17 protein-coding genes are annotated in these 15,664 nt (G+C 35.9%); 15 read left to right on the top strand and 2 right to left on the bottom strand.

Annotated elements, in window-relative coordinates:
• Positions 1–149 precede the first annotated feature (149 nt).
• The 15 genes from V2145_RS10375 (at position 150) to nadE (ending at position 12,866) form a co-directional block, all read left to right on the top strand.
• The gene (locus V2145_RS10375) at positions 150–983 is read left to right on the top strand and encodes a hypothetical protein (protein ID WP_094909885.1); all 834 of its coding nucleotides are present in this window, start codon (positions 150–152) and stop codon (positions 981–983) included.
• A 436-nt stretch (positions 984–1,419) separates the two neighbouring features.
• Positions 1,420–1,749 (top strand): helix-turn-helix domain-containing protein, encoded by a 330-nt coding sequence (locus tag V2145_RS10370; protein ID WP_025910505.1) that lies wholly within the window; start codon positions 1,420–1,422, stop codon positions 1,747–1,749.
• Positions 1,750–2,441: 692 nt separating this feature from the next.
• Positions 2,442–2,786, top strand: coding sequence for a helix-turn-helix domain-containing protein (locus V2145_RS10365; RefSeq protein WP_330987672.1), 345 nt, complete (start codon positions 2,442–2,444; stop codon positions 2,784–2,786).
• 284 nt (positions 2,787–3,070) lie between these two features.
• Positions 3,071–3,268 carry a hypothetical protein gene (locus tag V2145_RS10360; RefSeq protein ID WP_094909887.1) on the top strand — a complete coding sequence of 66 codons (198 nt, stop codon included), beginning with the start codon at positions 3,071–3,073 and terminating at the stop codon, positions 3,266–3,268.
• Between the two features lie 84 nt (positions 3,269–3,352).
• On the top strand, positions 3,353–4,138 hold the full coding sequence (locus V2145_RS10355) for a hypothetical protein (protein ID WP_094909888.1): 786 nt from the start codon (positions 3,353–3,355) through the stop codon (positions 4,136–4,138).
• Positions 4,138–4,404 (top strand): PqqD family protein, encoded by a 267-nt coding sequence (locus tag V2145_RS10350; RefSeq protein ID WP_025910501.1) that lies wholly within the window; start codon positions 4,138–4,140, stop codon positions 4,402–4,404. The genes V2145_RS10355 and V2145_RS10350 overlap by 1 nt, the downstream gene beginning before the upstream one ends.
• A gap of 31 nt (positions 4,405–4,435) precedes the next feature.
• Positions 4,436–4,843 carry a S24/S26 family peptidase gene (locus V2145_RS10345; protein WP_051567174.1) on the top strand — a complete coding sequence of 136 codons (408 nt, stop codon included), beginning with the start codon at positions 4,436–4,438 and terminating at the stop codon, positions 4,841–4,843.
• 18 nt (positions 4,844–4,861) lie between these two features.
• A complete protein-coding gene (locus V2145_RS10340) occupies positions 4,862–6,679 on the top strand; it encodes an ABC transporter ATP-binding protein (RefSeq protein WP_330987671.1) in 1,818 nt (605 codons plus the stop codon).
• 21 nt (positions 6,680–6,700) lie between these two features.
• Positions 6,701–7,702, top strand: a complete 1,002-nt coding sequence (locus V2145_RS10335; RefSeq protein ID WP_330987670.1) for a nucleotidyltransferase domain-containing protein — start codon at positions 6,701–6,703, stop codon at positions 7,700–7,702.
• A 210-nt stretch (positions 7,703–7,912) separates the two neighbouring features.
• Entirely contained in the window at positions 7,913–8,305 is a 393-nt protein-coding gene (locus V2145_RS10330) for a CDI toxin immunity protein (protein ID WP_094909893.1), read from the top strand.
• Positions 8,306–8,451: 146 nt separating this feature from the next.
• The gene (locus tag V2145_RS10325; protein ID WP_131886824.1) at positions 8,452–9,222 is read left to right on the top strand and encodes an NUDIX domain-containing protein; all 771 of its coding nucleotides are present in this window, start codon (positions 8,452–8,454) and stop codon (positions 9,220–9,222) included.
• 48 nt (positions 9,223–9,270) lie between these two features.
• Positions 9,271–9,819 carry a cysteine hydrolase family protein gene (locus V2145_RS10320; protein ID WP_330987669.1) on the top strand — a complete coding sequence of 183 codons (549 nt, stop codon included), beginning with the start codon at positions 9,271–9,273 and terminating at the stop codon, positions 9,817–9,819.
• A gap of 31 nt (positions 9,820–9,850) precedes the next feature.
• On the top strand, positions 9,851–11,320 hold the full coding sequence (locus V2145_RS10315; protein WP_094909896.1) for a nicotinate phosphoribosyltransferase: 1,470 nt from the start codon (positions 9,851–9,853) through the stop codon (positions 11,318–11,320).
• Positions 11,321–11,335: 15 nt separating this feature from the next.
• Entirely contained in the window at positions 11,336–12,022 is a 687-nt protein-coding gene (nadD, locus tag V2145_RS10310) for a nicotinate (nicotinamide) nucleotide adenylyltransferase (protein ID WP_094909897.1), read from the top strand.
• Positions 12,023–12,047: 25 nt separating this feature from the next.
• Positions 12,048–12,866, top strand: a complete 819-nt coding sequence (gene nadE / locus V2145_RS10305) for an ammonia-dependent NAD(+) synthetase (protein ID WP_131886822.1) — start codon at positions 12,048–12,050, stop codon at positions 12,864–12,866.
• A gap of 46 nt (positions 12,867–12,912) precedes the next feature.
• On the opposite strand, the gene V2145_RS10300 is transcribed toward nadE, so the two are convergent.
• On the bottom strand, positions 12,913–14,235 hold the full coding sequence (locus tag V2145_RS10300) for a (Fe-S)-binding protein (protein ID WP_094909899.1): 1,323 nt from the start codon (positions 14,233–14,235) through the stop codon (positions 12,913–12,915).
• Positions 14,232–15,644 carry a glycolate oxidase subunit GlcD gene (gene glcD / locus V2145_RS10295; protein WP_094909900.1) on the bottom strand — a complete coding sequence of 471 codons (1,413 nt, stop codon included), beginning with the start codon at positions 15,642–15,644 and terminating at the stop codon, positions 14,232–14,234. The genes V2145_RS10300 and glcD overlap by 4 nt, the downstream gene beginning before the upstream one ends.
• Between the last annotated feature and the right edge of the window lie 20 nt (positions 15,645–15,664).

Raw genomic sequence — 15,664 nt, 5'->3', positions numbered from 1 at the left:
CGCATTTCCCTCCCAATGTTAGTATGGATAAGCTCCCGAATTTCATGTAACCGAATAAAGCTTACTTTTTAGCTATTAAGTGCCAATTATAAAATACATGAACCGTCGTATATTAATAAAGCTAAAATGTATATGAAAGAGGTTTATGTATGAATAAATATTTCATTATTTTATTGTTTATAGGTCTTATCACGCCAAATCATGCGGATGCAAAAATCAAAAACCACCCTTTAACATATTATGGAACAGTACAAAAAGGTAAAATTATACCATGGAAAGAAGCTCAATATTTACTTCCTAAAGGCAAGAAATTTACGATAATTGATATGGATACTGGTTTATCTTTTAACGTGCAGCGACGAGCCGGAAACAAGCATGCAGATGTACAACCCTTAACAAGAACGGATACTGCTGTTATGAAATACATTTATGACAACCAGTGGAGTTGGGATAGAAAAGCAGTTTTGATCCCTATAAAGGGAGAGCTTATAGCTGCATCAATGAATGGTATGCCACATGGAGCCGGAGCGCTAGATAACGGATTTCCAGGCCATTTTTGCATTCATTTTTTAAACAGCACTACACATAAACGAAATCATACAGATCCAGATCATCAAATGATGGTATTAAAAGCCGGAGATAATCTTGAGAAATTTGTTTCTACAGCTACACCAGAACAGCTCATTCAGCTTTTCTTAGTCGGAGTAAAACAGCAGGATGAAACTTTGTTGAAAGCAGCAGTAGGTGAGAAGCAATTGCAGAAAATCTATTCAAAAGTCAAGAAAATTGAAGCTTTAAACTACAAAAAAGAAGAAATTGAAGAAAAAATAGAAAACAGTCCCCTTGTTGTAAAGGGAAAGGTGAAGATTTTAACCATTGCAGTTGAGAAAGGAAAGGGGCAAACTAGTTTATCAATGGAATTTGACTTAGAGAGGTCTGCGGTCAATGACCTTTGGGAAATTAAACAAGTAAATTTTAAGTAGGTCAGGAGAGGCTAGCACATAAATATTTCAATTAATAAAACAGTTAAATTGTACCTTAAAATGCTATACTTTTGATTGTATGTATTTTATACTGAAGTAAGTCAAATGGCTTATTTTAGGAGAGCTAGAAAGAGATTTTATAGTGTTGAAAGCTGAATCATCGGGTAGTATATCTTTGTGGATATTCTATTTGGGTTTATTGCTGGACTTTTTATCTATAAAAGATTGGAGATTTTGCTGCTAGGATTCTTTACTGACTTCTTAGTGGGTGGCTGTATTGTTTTATTTCGATGGTGGAAAGAAAGCGTCTGAGAATAAAAAGTAATTGTATACTCATTTAATTAATGAGGTTTTACAATTAACGTTTTGGTCATAAGTAAAATTAGAAAAAATATGTTATAATGCTTCTAATAGTAACAGTTAAGGGTGATGATAATTGGAAATTGGTCAGCGTATCAGAGAACTAAGAGGAAAAAAAGGAATGTCTTTAACGGAGCTTGCTACGCGGGCAGGAGTAGCTAAATCCTATATTTCATCGGTAGAACGAGGAATTCAGCTTAATCCATCAATTCAGTTTTTAACAAAAGTATCAACCGTATTACATGTTAGCGTCGAATCGCTTATTAATGATAGCAGTAATAAGCAAGAACCACAGTTAGACCCGGAGTGGATGGAACTAGCAAAAGAAGCGGCGCAGTCGGGTGTTAGCAAAGAACAGTTTAAGCAGTTTTTGGAGTTTCAAAAATGGCAACAAATAAAACAATGATATAATTTAGCAACTGCAGTAGCTGTTATAATATTTTCTTAACATTCAGATCCTCTATACTTCTGCAAATATTTTTCCTTGATAAATAATTCATTTCTAGATATATCATACGTATTCTTCAGTCTTAATTTTGTTCATATTGTTATTAAACGAAACAGGTATCAATTATTATAACAAAATGTAATAATTGATACCTGTTTTATAAAAGGTACATAAGGGCGCTTTTGCTTTTTAGCTTTATCTATGTAAAGATTTAATTAGTTTATAATAAACAGAGCGATTGACAATTAAAAATAAAAGTGTTAGTTTTTAATTATGTTCTTTATAAAGAACATTTGTTATTTCTGTTGCTTTCTATATTTAGTATTCACTATAAAGATGTGAAGCACAAAATTATAGGAACTTCTAAATAATTTCCTGTGCATATTGTAATGAGCGCTATATCCTATAAAAAAACTAAAAAAATAACTTGTTTCGTTCTTTATGAAGAACGAAATGTTGGAATTTAAATGTTCTAGTTTGATTTCGCTGCTATCAGTGCAAAGGTATTTCATCATAGCGGTGTCAATCTGTCTATCCGCTTAAGCATTAAAAATAAAATTTACCTATTGATAGATCTTCTGCTATAAATGACTAGAAACCAGAGTTAAGGAATATAATTGAATAAATAATAAAAAGTATGAGGGATACAAATGATAGGAGAAAAAATTTATAGAATTCGTAAATCTCGAGGGCTTACGCTTTCTGAGCTTGCTGAAAGGGCAAATGTATCGAAATCATATCTAAGCAATATCGAAAGAAATGTAAATCAAAATCCATCTATACAAGTTGTAGAAAAGTTAGCCGCGGTACTCGGAGTTGAATTCACAATACTAGTAGAGGCAAACCCTGAAATAGGCGAGCTTTTAGAACCGGAATGGGTAGATTTTATTAATGATTTAAAAGAAATGGGAGTAAAAAAAGAGCAGCTGAGTGAGTACAGGGAGATATTGAAATTTATCAAATGGCAAAAAGAAGAACAAGGTAATGATAAATAAAATATGATTAGTGTAGAATCAAAGAGCTTAAAGCACCTTTCCGATTGTATATATGCATATAATTCTAATAAATTAAATGAAGGTACCAACTTGTTATAGCAATAAAGAAGAGCAACTTTTTGTATAAAGTTATTTAATAGTTATATTTTTCTAAAAATGTTCTTTAAAAAGAACGAAGAATGTTTTATAATGAAAAAGAACTAGTAATCATGCTAAAGAACTAGTTGAAAAAGAAATCTTTGCATGGTTTTGTTCTCAATAAAGAACAAAGAGGAGAGAAGAAGGTGCAAAATAACGTACATGAAGCGCCCAAAGTACTAAATCATCAAGCTATTCAGTTTGAAACGGCTCAAAGCTGGAATCCGGGCAAGGGAAACCAAGATCATCCTGGAACAGGAAACGATGGAATAAACTTTCCACCAGGCAACCCTAATCCACCAGGTGGTGCAGGCACGCCAGGAAAAGGTAATGGGAAGAAGTGAGAAGCTTCCTGTTAAAGTAAGGCTAGTAGTCAATGGCTTCCATTGACTGCTGTTTTAAAAGTTATGGATTGAGGAGATAAAAAAATGAAAATCATGCATACACGAATTGCTGATCATAACATTGATATATATACGGACTCCAAACGTGCTTGGGCATTTCTTAGTCAATATTTTTTCTGTTTCGAACGTAGAGAGAAAGATAGCGGCCATCTTCAAATAGAAATAGAGATGGGGTATGGCGTATCTTTTATTGATTACAATGTTGAGACAAAAGACGAGCTTGATGTCATTACTTTTAAAAGAGCAGATTATAAAATTGAAGTAGATCATGGGTATAAAAAAGCGAAAATAATGGCGTATGATGAATTAGCTTTAAAGCATGCCACAATGAATCTATACAGCGCTTTTATTGTTCATCACAACTGGGGAATTTTACTTCATTCATCCTGTGCTGTAGACAGTGAGCAAGCACATATTTTTACAGGCCACTCTGGGGCTGGAAAATCAACAGCAGCACAATTGTCACAGCCTAGATTGTTATTATCTGATGAAGCGACAATAGTAAAAGTTCAAACAGGTAGCGTTATGATATATAATTCACCGTTCCGCAGTGAACTTCACGCAAAAGAGGTTGAACAACCCATTCCGCTTGCGAGTATTCAACTACTATATCAAGCACCTAGAAATGTAAGAATTCAACAAAGAAAATCCGTTGCTCTAGTGGAGTTAATTGATAAGGTTTTTTACTGGTCATATAGAAAAGAGCAGGTTTCTCAACTTATGAAGTTGTTAAAGCAAGTAGCAGATGAAGTACCAGTGTATCATCTGCATTTTCAAAAAAACAATACGTTTTGGGAGTTGATTTCGTAATGAGTTGTTATATCAGAAAAGAAAATTATGAGATTGTGGAAATAGATCAAGAGTGGGTTATTTTAAACACAGATGCTTATACTGTAACAACTATTAATGAACTGGGTAAATATTGTTGGACGTTACTAAATACCCCACAAAGCAGCAGTAGCTTATATCAAGCTATTATAAATAAATATGAAACGAGTATAAATGCGTTAGAAAGTGACATAGAGTCTTTTTTACTAGAGTTAACGAGTTGTAACTTAATTGAGCATGCAAACTAAAACAGGTCAAAGTTATTTGGTGAAAAAGATTATGGAACAACAAGGGTGGATCAATATTCCCGCAATTGGAATGAGTATGTACCCAAACATTAAAGAAGGAGATTCTTGTCGATTTGTAACGTGCAATCTATCCTATTTATCAAAGGGTGATATTGTTTTATTTGAATCTCAAGAAGGAAAGCTTGTGGCACACCGGTTTATTTCTAGGAAACAAGACGACAAAGGAAGCTTTTACTTATTTAAAGGTGATACGAACTTACGTCTAGATGATGTTATTCGCCCAAGTTCAATTATTGGAAAGTTAGAAACAATTAAAAAAGGTAATCGGATAATCGAGTCTACAAGCTTCTTAAATAAACTATGGGGAAGACTAGTAGTTTCATTGCCATTTCTATCGAGATTGTTAAATATATATATTCATCGCGTTCTTGGGAAGTGAATATAGAGGTGTAAGAACATGAATGTTAAACGATTCATTGAAGGGTTAAACATTGAGCAGTACTTATCAATTAAAGATATGAAGCGCATTTTTGTATGGGTAGCCCCGTATGTTAAGCGATATAAGATAGCTTATATTGGACTGTTTGTCTTACTATTTGTAGACATAGCTGTAACCTTGGGGTTTGCCTGGTTTTTTGGAAATATAACAGATGCAGCTGTCCACAGCGATTTTGAAAAATTAAAGTGGTTTGTTTTGGTAGGAATAGGATTGTCTTTTATTAGTATCGTAACTAATTTTATTGATACATACTTAGAAGCAATTGCTATAAATGCAGTAAAAAGAGACGTGAACTTGGATTTATATAAGCGTCTCTTACTTTTAAGTGAAAAAAATATATCTAATAAGCATTCGGGAGAGCTTGTTTCACACTTTACAAACGATATTCATAAAATTGAAGGAGTCATCGGCCGGGGATTAATTAACTTAATTCGCTTTCCAGTTATATCAATTGCCGCGTTAATTTATTTAACTAATATTAGTTGGAAACTTTCATTATTTAGTCTATCAGTAGCCCCGGTTGCAATGCTAGGAGGAGCAGTTTTTGGTATCCTTCTACGAAACAACAGTCGAATTGTTAATGAGTTGATTAGTCAGATTATCAGAAAGTTGAATGATACATTTCAAGGTCTTACAATTATTCGGTCTTTTACATTGGAAAACGTCTTCTTTCAAAGCTATGGAAATAAAATTAAGGATCTTTATAACCTAGAGCTTAAAGAAACGAAGATTAAAGGCTGGTTTTATGCGGGAGGACAAGCGGTTGGTTCAACCGCATTTTTAATTAGTCTAGTAGTTGGAGCTTATTTTGTAACAAGTGATGTCATTACAATAGGTGCATTATTAACTTTTGTCAATTTAATTAATCACCTGATTTCACCACTTACAGGGTTAGCTGGTCAGTGGGCAGGCTATCAGCGTGCAATATCTGCTTTAGAACGAATTGTAGATGTATTTGAACAGCCAATAACATCAAAAGCTTTACCTACTCAGCAATCGGCTAAATATCTAGTTCATCATAGTGAAATTGAATTTCGAGATATTTCATTCAAATATAATGAGGGTGAACACCTTTTTAGTAATCTAAACTTGAAAGTACCAGCTGGAAAAGTGACCGCAATTGTTGGGCCAAGTGGTGCTGGCAAGTCTACATTATTTAAATTATTACAGCGCTTTTATGAACCTGATTTAGGTTGTGTATTAATTGATAGTAATCCTCTTCAAAACTTAAGTATTGAAGAAGTGAGAAACTCAATTTCCTATGTTCCGCAAGAAACATTTTTATTCAGTGACACCGTAAGAGAAAATTTAAAAATGGCAAAACCTTGCTTGACGGATGATGAGATGTATCAAGCTTCACTTCATGCTAATATCCATCAAGATATTGAAGCTTTAACTAATGGATATGACACTGAAGTGGGAGAGCGAGGGTCTAAATTGTCAGGTGGGCAAAGACAACGTGTTGCTATTGCAAGAGCGCTTTTAAAAGATGCACCTATTCTGCTGTTAGATGAAGCAACATCTGCTTTAGATAATGAAGCGGAGCATCTTATTAAGGAATCTTTAAGTCAACTTATGAAGAATCGAACAACATTAATTATTGCTCATCGATTGTCGACCATACAGCACGCTGATTTTATTGTAGTAATGGATCAAGGAAAGATTGTACAAGTAGGTGCTCATACCGAGCTAATAAAGGAACAGGGGTTATATCGAGAGCTTCATGATAAACAATTTTTTAAAGAAGAACCTTCTCAACAACCTATCACATGTTAAGAGGAGAGAAAGGAGAGTTCAATGATTCATACATTTATACAACAAATTTACATGGACCAGCCTCTTGCGTATCAAAAACATGACTATCAAAAGTTACTAAATGAAATTGAGAAAGACGCCGTGTCTTCTCAAGTTTATTGCTTGCTAAAAAAATATGGAAAACTAGAAGAAATACCTTTAGATATGCGTAACAGACTTGAACAAGTTTATAAAAAAATAGTGTTTCAAAACTTAATTATTAAGAAAGAAAAAGATGATGTCTTAAAGGCACTTACAGAGTTTGGTATAGCAGTCATTGTACTTAAAGGTACTTCTTTTGCAGAACGGTACTATGGGCATATAGGTGCAAGACCAACCTCTGATATTGACGTATTAATTAAGCCAGATAATCTAGCCAAAGCAAAAGAAATCGTGATTTCTATGGGATTTAATGTTGAGAATGAGCCAATTGAAGGGCATTTTCATGTTACTTTTAGCAAATATATGCCAGGCTCTATCGTACCATTGATGGTGGAACTTCACTGGAACATTTTAAGAAGTAACACGTCTGTATTAAACATTGAAGAATTTTGGGCGGCCTCCACCCCTGAAAAAAACAATCCATATATTAGAAACTTAGACCCTCAGCATGAGTTTTATATGATTTGCTTGCATGGATGGCGACATAACTTAGACGCAGCAAAGTATTTTTTAGATATCATTCAAATGTGTGAGATTTTAAAAGGTAAAATTAATATTCCAAAAATGCTAACAGACTCCAAGCAGCACCATACAAGAAAACGTTTAGAAAAAACGCTATCTATTGTTCATCAAACATATCCTGAGTTAGAACATTTAAGTTTTTACTCGGCTATTAATCACGAAAAATACAAGCTCGACTATTATGTCCATCGTCATACTAAAGTTCCATTGATAAGATATATTGATCGTATATCACATCGTTTTTTTAACTATGATTTAATTACGTATAGCTTTAAAGAAATAAAAAAGTGGTGCATTCAAAGGTATAATAACAGCAGATAAAGTAGAGGTAGCAAAAATAAATCACTTTTTACTGCTTTTGAAGGTTTCTGCTCTATTCTTAGGTCTATCCATTCACTTTTATCAAAAAAATTCCATAAATATCATTCTATCTCATCAAAGTGAATCTGTGGAATTTATGATACAGTAAATGTAGCTATTTTCTGAAAGTGTTGTTTCAGAAAGGGTAAGATGAGTGGATGGAGGTAGACAATGAAACCATTTAAAAAACTAATTGAAGAATTAGGAAATAAAGTCGATGTCTTGACAAGTAAGCAGTCGAGCATTTATTTTGAAAAATTAGTGGGACAATTTCCCTTTACAAAAACCAATACCATTGATTGGAAACGCGTGCTAATCAAAGAAAGATGTGAACAGGTTCAGCAGGTTATTCAATGGCTACAAACGATGAAAATTTATGATGAACACGTTATTCTATTTTCAAAAGATTATCAAATTCCAGCTGTCCGAGTAAATTTAAAAGAAGCATTACCGGTCGTGACAAAGCTTCAAGACTGTCATTTGTTTATTTATTGCCCAACAATTGAGTATGTGATTGAGTGGGTGAAAGAGAAGTGTTTTACTATCGGACTAGCTGCAAGGTAGCACATAAAAAGCATCGTCGTTCTATACGACGGTGCTTTTTTCTTTGCAAGCATAAATTTACTACTTTTTGTTGACATTATAAAAAAAGTACGTATAATTAACATTAATCAAATTGTTAATTATAAATTCAATCAGGAGACAGGGCAATGTTAAATCATGATCAAAAAAGTGTAAAAAAAGAATACCCAAAGCCATACGGATATACGGCAGATATTGCTGTGTTTACGATTGTAGCTACTGAAAAAGAAGCATATAAACCACCAAAGATGGTATTGAAATTAATGTTGATTCAACGAGCAATTTTAAATGCCGAAGGTGAACAAAATATTGAAGCAGGTAAATGGGCGCTTCCAGGTGGCTTTGTACACCCTAACGAATCGGCTTATGAAGCAGCTAAGCGTGAACTAGAAGAAGAAACGGGCGTATCGGGTATTCATATGAAGCAGTACGGAATATATGATAAACCTGGTAGAGACGCACGGGGATGGGTTATTTCAAATGCTCATTATGCTATTGTGCCAGAAGAAATGTTGGCAAAAAGGCAAGCGAATGACGATGCAGCAAACGTTGAGTTGTTTGACCTAGAAGAAGTTTTTTCACTGCCATTGGCGTTTGATCACGCTCAAATTATTCAAGATGGCATTACTGAAATAAAAAAAGATCTCCTTCAAACGACGGTCGCACAAAAGTTTTTACCTAAAATGTTTACTTACTCTGAACTTCAGGCTGTATTGCTTACAATTACGAATAATCCAGCAATTCGGAGTGATCAGGCGTTTGCGCGTAAGATTCGCATGCTGCCTTTTATTGAAGAAGTAGAAGGACAAACAACAACTAGAACATCTAAAAAGCCAACAAAGCTATATCAGTTTATTGATGCAGATTTTGCTACATCTATCTACACAGCTAGGTATTAACTACTCAACAATTTGTTTATTGTTAATTACCAATAAGGGGGCAAAGTAATGAGAGCACTTATAAACATTGATTATACGAATGATTTTGTAGACGATAAGGGAGCTTTAACTTGTGGAGAGCCTGGACAGCAAATTGAATCGGAAATAGTTAGCTTAACCAAGGAATTTATTGATAACGGTGACTATGTGGTATTTGCGATTGATTTGCACGAAGAAGGTGATCAATACCATCCTGAAACCAAATTATATCCGCCGCATAATATCAGAGAAACAAAAGGAAGAAGTTTATATGGTAGGTTACAAGAGGTATATGATACGTACAAAGAAAGCCAAAACACTTACTGGATGGATAAAACAAGGTACAGTGCTTTTGCAGGCACAAATTTGGAAATGAAGCTTCGGGAAAGAGGCATTACTGAAGTGCATTTAATAGGGGTATGCACCGATATTTGTGTTTTGCATACTGCTGTAGATGCCTATAATAAAGGCTTTAATATCACAGTGTATGAAAAGGCAGTTGCAAGTTTTAACCAAGCAGGGCATGAATGGGCATTAACTCATTTTACGAATTCACTAAACGCAACGGTTATTAAATAAGTTGTGCATTGATTATTTGGAGGAAAATAGAATGACTTTATATAAAGATGACAGCATTATGCTTCATACGGATTTGTATCAAATTAATATGGGTGAAACTTATTGGGAAGATGGCATTCATAATAAGAAATCAGTGTTTGAGGTATTTTTTCGCAAGCTTCCATTTGGAAACGGCTATGCAGTGTTTGCTGGGTTAGAGCGCATTATAAATTATATTGAAAGCTTTCGTTTTTCAGAATCAGACATTATGTATTTACGTGAAGAAGTAGGATTTAAAGAAGACTATTTAGATTTTTTAAAAGAGCTACGCTTTACAGGGAATATTCGCTCAATGGTAGAAGGAGAACTTGTGTTTCAAAATGAGCCTATTTTACGAATTGAAGCCCCCCTCATTGAAGCTCAGCTTGTTGAAACAGCTATTTTAAACATCGTCAATTATCAAACGCTAATTGCTACAAAAGCTTCTCGAATTAAACATGTAGTTGGAGAGCAAATAGCAATGGAATTCGGTACTCGCCGCGCTCAGGAAATGGATGCAGCAATCTGGGGAACAAGAGCGGCATACATCGGTGGATTTCAGGCCACGTCAAACGTGAGAGCAGGAAAGAAATTTGGTATTCCAGTGGCAGGAACGCATGCGCACTCAATGGTTCAAGCTTATAAAGACGAGTACGTAGCGTTTCATAAATACGCTCGCCGCCATAAAGACTGTGTATTCTTAGTTGATACGTATGATACCTTAAAATCAGGCGTGCCAAATGCTATTAAAGTTGCACAAGAATTAGGCGATAAAATAAACTTTCGAGCGATTCGATTAGATAGTGGAGATTTAACATACCTTTCTAAAAAAGCACGGCAGCTTTTAGATGAGGCTGGATTTGTTGATACAAAAATCGTTGCTTCAAATGACCTTGATGAAGATACTATTATGCATTTAAAATCTCAAGGTGCTCAAATTGATATGTGGGGTGTTGGTACAAAGCTTATTACGGCATATGATCAGCCGGCATTAGGTGCTGTATACAAGCTTGTATCTATTGAAGGAGACAGCGGTGAGATGGTGGATACAATTAAAATTAGTGCTAACCCAGAAAAAGTAAGTACACCAGGTTTAAAGCGCGTATATCGTATCATTAATAAGCTGAATGGACGATCAGAAGGAGATTACATTACTCTTGAGGGTGAAGATCCACAAAGTGAGGAAAGGTTGAAAATGTTCCATCCAGTTCATACGTTTATCAGTAAGTTTGTAACCAACTTTGAGGCGAAAGAACTTCATCAAGATATTTATAAAAATGGAGAGCTGGTGTATCAAACACCAAATTTACAGGCGATTCAGCAATATGCAGAAGATAATTTAGAGTTGCTTTGGGATGAATATAAGCGCACGAGAAATCCAGAAGAATACCCGGTTGATTTAAGTGAAAAGTGCTGGGAAAACAAAGCGCGTCAAATAAATGAAGTGCGTAAAAAAGTTTCGTCCAAATTAAATCAAGGTTAAAAGGGGATACTGAAGATGGAAGAAAACAAGTGGAACGAGCTAAAGCAGTTAAATAATACGAAGCAACTTAATCACCTTACTTCACCGGGAGTGAAGATTGGAATATATGGTTCATCTTTTGATCCAGTTACTAATGTACACTTATGGACCGCATCAACCGTAGCTCATCGTAAAAAGCTTGATTATATTATATTTCTTCCATCTTCTAATAAACGCACAGATAAACGCTTGCAGACAACAGATGAACATCGCGTTGCTATGATTCAAAAAGCTATTTCAACTAATCCTAAGTTTTTATTAGATACTTATGAACTAAACGTATTACCAGGTTATCACTACACATACTACACAATGGATTATTTTAAAAAACTTTTGCCAAAAGCAAGTTTTTATTTCATCATGGGGGCAGATTTACTGATTGATATTGCGGATGGTAAATGGAAAATGTCAGAAGAGCTTGTCAGTGAAAACCAATTTATTGTCATGGCTCGAAATGGCATTGACATGTTACAAGCGATTAGTCGTTCACCTCTTTTACGCAATTATGATGATGGTCGCTTTCAGCTCTTAGATAAAGGATTAGCCATGGAAATTAGCTCTACTTATATCAGAGAAGAATTCGCTAAAGGCGGAGAGCCTCGCTATTTATTGCCGGACGCATGTTACGACTATATTAAAAATCATCATTTATATAAAAGATAAAATGAGAAATTGAAAGGAGCTTATTATGACAATTCAACAGCAAATTATGAAAGAACTAAATGTTTCTCCAACAATCACTCCATCAGAAGAGGCTCGTAAACGTGTTGATTTTTTGAAATCGTATGTGAAAACAGCTCATGCAAAAGGATTTGTGTTAGGGATTAGTGGAGGTCAAGACTCAAGCCTAGCAGGAAGGCTCGCTCAGCTTGCCGTTGAAGAACTTCGTACAGAAGGCTATGAAGCAAAATTTATTGCGGTTCGTTTGCCGCATGGAGTTCAAAAAGATGAAGACGATGCGCAAGCGTCTTTGGATTTTATTAAGCCTGATGAAACAATTACATTTAATATTGAAAAAACAGTCACATCGTTTTCACAAACTTTTAATGAAGCAGCTGGTCATGAATTAGGAGACTTTCATAAAGGAAATGTAAAAGCACGAGTTCGTATGATTACACAGTATGCAATTGGTGGAGAGAATGGATTATTGGTAATAGGAACAGATCATGCTGCTGAAGCAGTCACGGGATTTTTCACGAAGTATGGAGACGGGGGAGCGGACGTCTTGCCGTTATCTGGGTTAACAAAGCGCCAAGGAAAAGCACTATTAAAAGAACTAGGTGCAGATAAGCGCTTATATGAGAAGATTCCAACTGCAGATTTACTGGATAACAAGCCAGGCCAAGCGGACGAAACGGAATTAGGCATTAAGTACGATGAGCTGGATGATTATTTAGAAGGAAAAGAAGTGACACCTGAAGTAGCTGAAAAGATTGAGAAGCGCTACCGCATGACCGAGCATAAGCGCCAGCTACCGGCAACGATATTTGATTCATGGTGGAAATAACAGAAATAGCAAAAGGAGCTCTAGTAGTAGAGCTCCTTTCTTAGGATTATTCTTGCACGGCTTCAAGCAATAAATCGACGAGGTGAACAGCCCTTACTTTTGACGATAATCCTTCTCTTTCAATTCCCAGCTTCATTTGAAGCAGGCAGCCAGGGTTAGCTGTCACAATTGTTGTAGCTTGCGTAGCCACAGCACTTTTCATTTTTGTATCAAGGATTTGCATAGACATTTCGGATTCAACAATGTTATAAATACCAGCAGATCCACAGCAGCTATCTGCGTTTTTCATTTCGCGGTATTCTACATTAGCAATCGCTTTTAATAACCTTCTAGGTTCACTTGATGTTTTCATAACGTTTCGTAAATGACAAGAATCTTGATACGTAATCACCTGTTGAGGTAATGAAAGTTTCTTGTTGAAAAATTCAAGGTCGACAAGAATGCTGCTTATATCTTTTAGTTTACTTGAGAACGTTTGAGCACGCTGAGCCCACTGAGGATCATCTTTTAACAGGTGATCGTAATCAATTAAAAAGGCACCACAGCCTCCTGCATTTGTGATAATGTAATCTACATTCAAATCTTCAAATGCTTGAATGTTACGTTTCGCGAGCTTTTTAGCTGCATCTTTTTCACCGCTATGGCCATGTAGAGCCCCGCAGCAAGCTTGATTTTGAGGAATAACAATTTCACAACCTGCAAGCTGAAGAAGCTTCATCGTAGCGTCATTTGTTTTCATGAACATCGTATCCATCAAGCAACCGGAAAAAAATGCAACGCGTTTTTTGGTTTCATTTTTTGCAGGTAGGTGTGTAGGGCGTTCTTTCATCTCTTTTAAAGTTGGAACAGTAGGTAACACTTTTTCCATTGATGCTAGGTTATCTGGAAGCAACTTTAATATCCCTGTCGAACGAACAACACGTTGTAAACCAGAGCGCTGATAAAAGCCAAGTAACCCCGTCATGTTTTGCATGCGGTTTTGATGAGGGAACAATCCCTCAAACACCACTTTTCGAACGGCTTTTACAGGAATGGAATGCTTTTTATTTTGATTAATAATATCCCTTGCTTCCTCTAATAAATGTCCATAATTGACTCCTGAAGGACATACAGGTTCACAAGCTCTGCAGCCAAGGCACATGTTTAAGGATTTTTCTACATCTTCATCAGGTTCAATAATCCCATCGACAACAGCTTTCATGAGCGCAATTCGTCCTCTTGGAGAATGTGATTCTTGAAAACCTGATTCAATATAAGTAGGGCAGGTTGGTAAGCAAAACCCACAGCGCATACAGTTTAATAGTTCATCTTCGTTCATTTGTTCTTTAAATTGTTTTTGGATAAGCTCTCGCTCTTTTATTGTTGTCATCTTGAAATCACCACCCGTTTTCGCGAGTCTTTAGCAAAGATTTTACCAGGGTTTAGAATGTTATTTGGGTCTAGAGAGGCTTTAATGGCTTTCATAGCAGCAATCCCTTCTTTACCTACCTTGAGTTCAAGGTAAGGGGCTTTCATGACTCCAACTCCGTGTTCACCAGTAATGGTGCCCCCAAGTTCAATAGCTTTTATAAAAATTTCTTCAAAAGCTTGTTCGACACGCTCAATTTCTTCATGGTTTCGAACATCGGTTAAGCATGTGGGATGAAGGTTGCCATCTCCGGCGTGACCGAATGTACAAACTGTTAACCCATATTTTTCAGCAATTTCATTAGTAGCCACAACCATTTTAGCAATTTCAGATCTTGGAACCGTTGCGTCTTCTAGAATCGTCGTGGGTTTTAAACGAGCCAAAGCTGAAAGGGCAGACCTTCTTGCTGTACGCAAATCATCCGCTTCTTTTTCCGAACTAGCTACCTTTACCGATAGGGCATGCTCTCTTTTACAAATAGCAGCCATGCTACTCATATCTCGCTTGACGATATCAATCGGTCCATCTTGTTCAATTAAAAGAACAGCTTTTACATCGGTAGGGAGGCCAATTTTTGCAAAATCCTCTACAACTTTCAACGTTGGCTGATCTAAAAATTCAAGAGTGGTCGGAATAATTTTATTGGCAATAATCGTCGATACGGATTTTGCTGCAGCTTCAAGGTCTTGATAAAGGGCAAGCATTGTCATTTTCGCTTCAGGCATTGGTATTAGTTTTAAGATTGCTTTTGTAATGATTCCAAGAGTTCCTTCTGAGCCGACAAATAAACGTGTTAAATCGTAGCCAGCCACATCTTTTGCCAGTTTTCCTCCGGTCTTAATAATATCTCCATTGGCAAGCACCACTTCAAGGCCTAACACATAATCGCGCGTAACTCCGTATTTAAGTCCGCGAAGCCCACCTGAGTTTTCATTGATGTTGCCACCAATTGTAGAAATTTTCATTGAGCTTGGGTCTGGAGGATAAAAGAGTCCTTTTTCTTCAACTTGGTGGATAAAGTCTAATGTAATGACTCCAGGCTGAACCGTAGCTGTTAAGTTTTCTTCATCGATTTCTAGCACTTTGTTCATATGTTTAAATAAAAGAACAATTCCACCTTCAGTTGGACAAGTACCAGCACATAAGTTTGTACCAGATCCTCTAGGTACAATCGGGATATTATGTTGATTGCATAGCTTTACAATAGCTACTACTTCTTCAGTATTTTTGGGTGCAATAACGGCATCGGGCAGCGATTGAAATTGAGGCGTAGCGTCGTAGGAATAAACGAGTCGTCCGGCTTTTGAGTCATCATAATTATGGGCACCGACAATGTCTTCAAAGGATTTCTTTAGTTCAATAGGTATCATGATTATAGCTCCTTTTAAGT

Source organism: Priestia sp. GS2, from assembly GCF_036409025.1.
GTDB lineage: Bacteria > Bacillota > Bacilli > Bacillales > Bacillaceae_H > Priestia > Priestia aryabhattai_A.
The sequence above is the reverse complement of the archived record's forward strand: the minus strand, read 5'-3'. Positions and strand labels throughout refer to the sequence as shown.

Coding starts and splice junctions, on each gene's coding strand:
- V2145_RS10375 (WP_094909885.1), top strand. CDS start 150: ATGAATAAATATTTCATTATTTTATTGTTTATAGGTCTTATCACGCCA.
- glcD (WP_094909900.1), bottom strand. CDS start 15,644: ATGATACCTATTGAACTAAAGAAATCCTTTGAAGACATTGTCGGTGCC.
- V2145_RS10345 (WP_051567174.1), top strand. CDS start 4,436: ATGGAACAACAAGGGTGGATCAATATTCCCGCAATTGGAATGAGTATG.
- V2145_RS10355 (WP_094909888.1), top strand. CDS start 3,353: ATGAAAATCATGCATACACGAATTGCTGATCATAACATTGATATATAT.
- V2145_RS10330 (WP_094909893.1), top strand. CDS start 7,913: ATGAAACCATTTAAAAAACTAATTGAAGAATTAGGAAATAAAGTCGAT.
- V2145_RS10300 (WP_094909899.1), bottom strand. CDS start 14,235: ATGACAACAATAAAAGAGCGAGAGCTTATCCAAAAACAATTTAAAGAA.
- V2145_RS10365 (WP_330987672.1), top strand. CDS start 2,442: ATGATAGGAGAAAAAATTTATAGAATTCGTAAATCTCGAGGGCTTACG.
- V2145_RS10340 (WP_330987671.1), top strand. CDS start 4,862: ATGAATGTTAAACGATTCATTGAAGGGTTAAACATTGAGCAGTACTTA.
- V2145_RS10335 (WP_330987670.1), top strand. CDS start 6,701: ATGATTCATACATTTATACAACAAATTTACATGGACCAGCCTCTTGCG.
- V2145_RS10315 (WP_094909896.1), top strand. CDS start 9,851: ATGACTTTATATAAAGATGACAGCATTATGCTTCATACGGATTTGTAT.
- nadE (WP_131886822.1), top strand. CDS start 12,048: ATGACAATTCAACAGCAAATTATGAAAGAACTAAATGTTTCTCCAACA.
- V2145_RS10350 (WP_025910501.1), top strand. CDS start 4,138: ATGAGTTGTTATATCAGAAAAGAAAATTATGAGATTGTGGAAATAGAT.
- V2145_RS10325 (WP_131886824.1), top strand. CDS start 8,452: ATGTTAAATCATGATCAAAAAAGTGTAAAAAAAGAATACCCAAAGCCA.
- nadD (WP_094909897.1), top strand. CDS start 11,336: ATGGAAGAAAACAAGTGGAACGAGCTAAAGCAGTTAAATAATACGAAG.
- V2145_RS10320 (WP_330987669.1), top strand. CDS start 9,271: ATGAGAGCACTTATAAACATTGATTATACGAATGATTTTGTAGACGAT.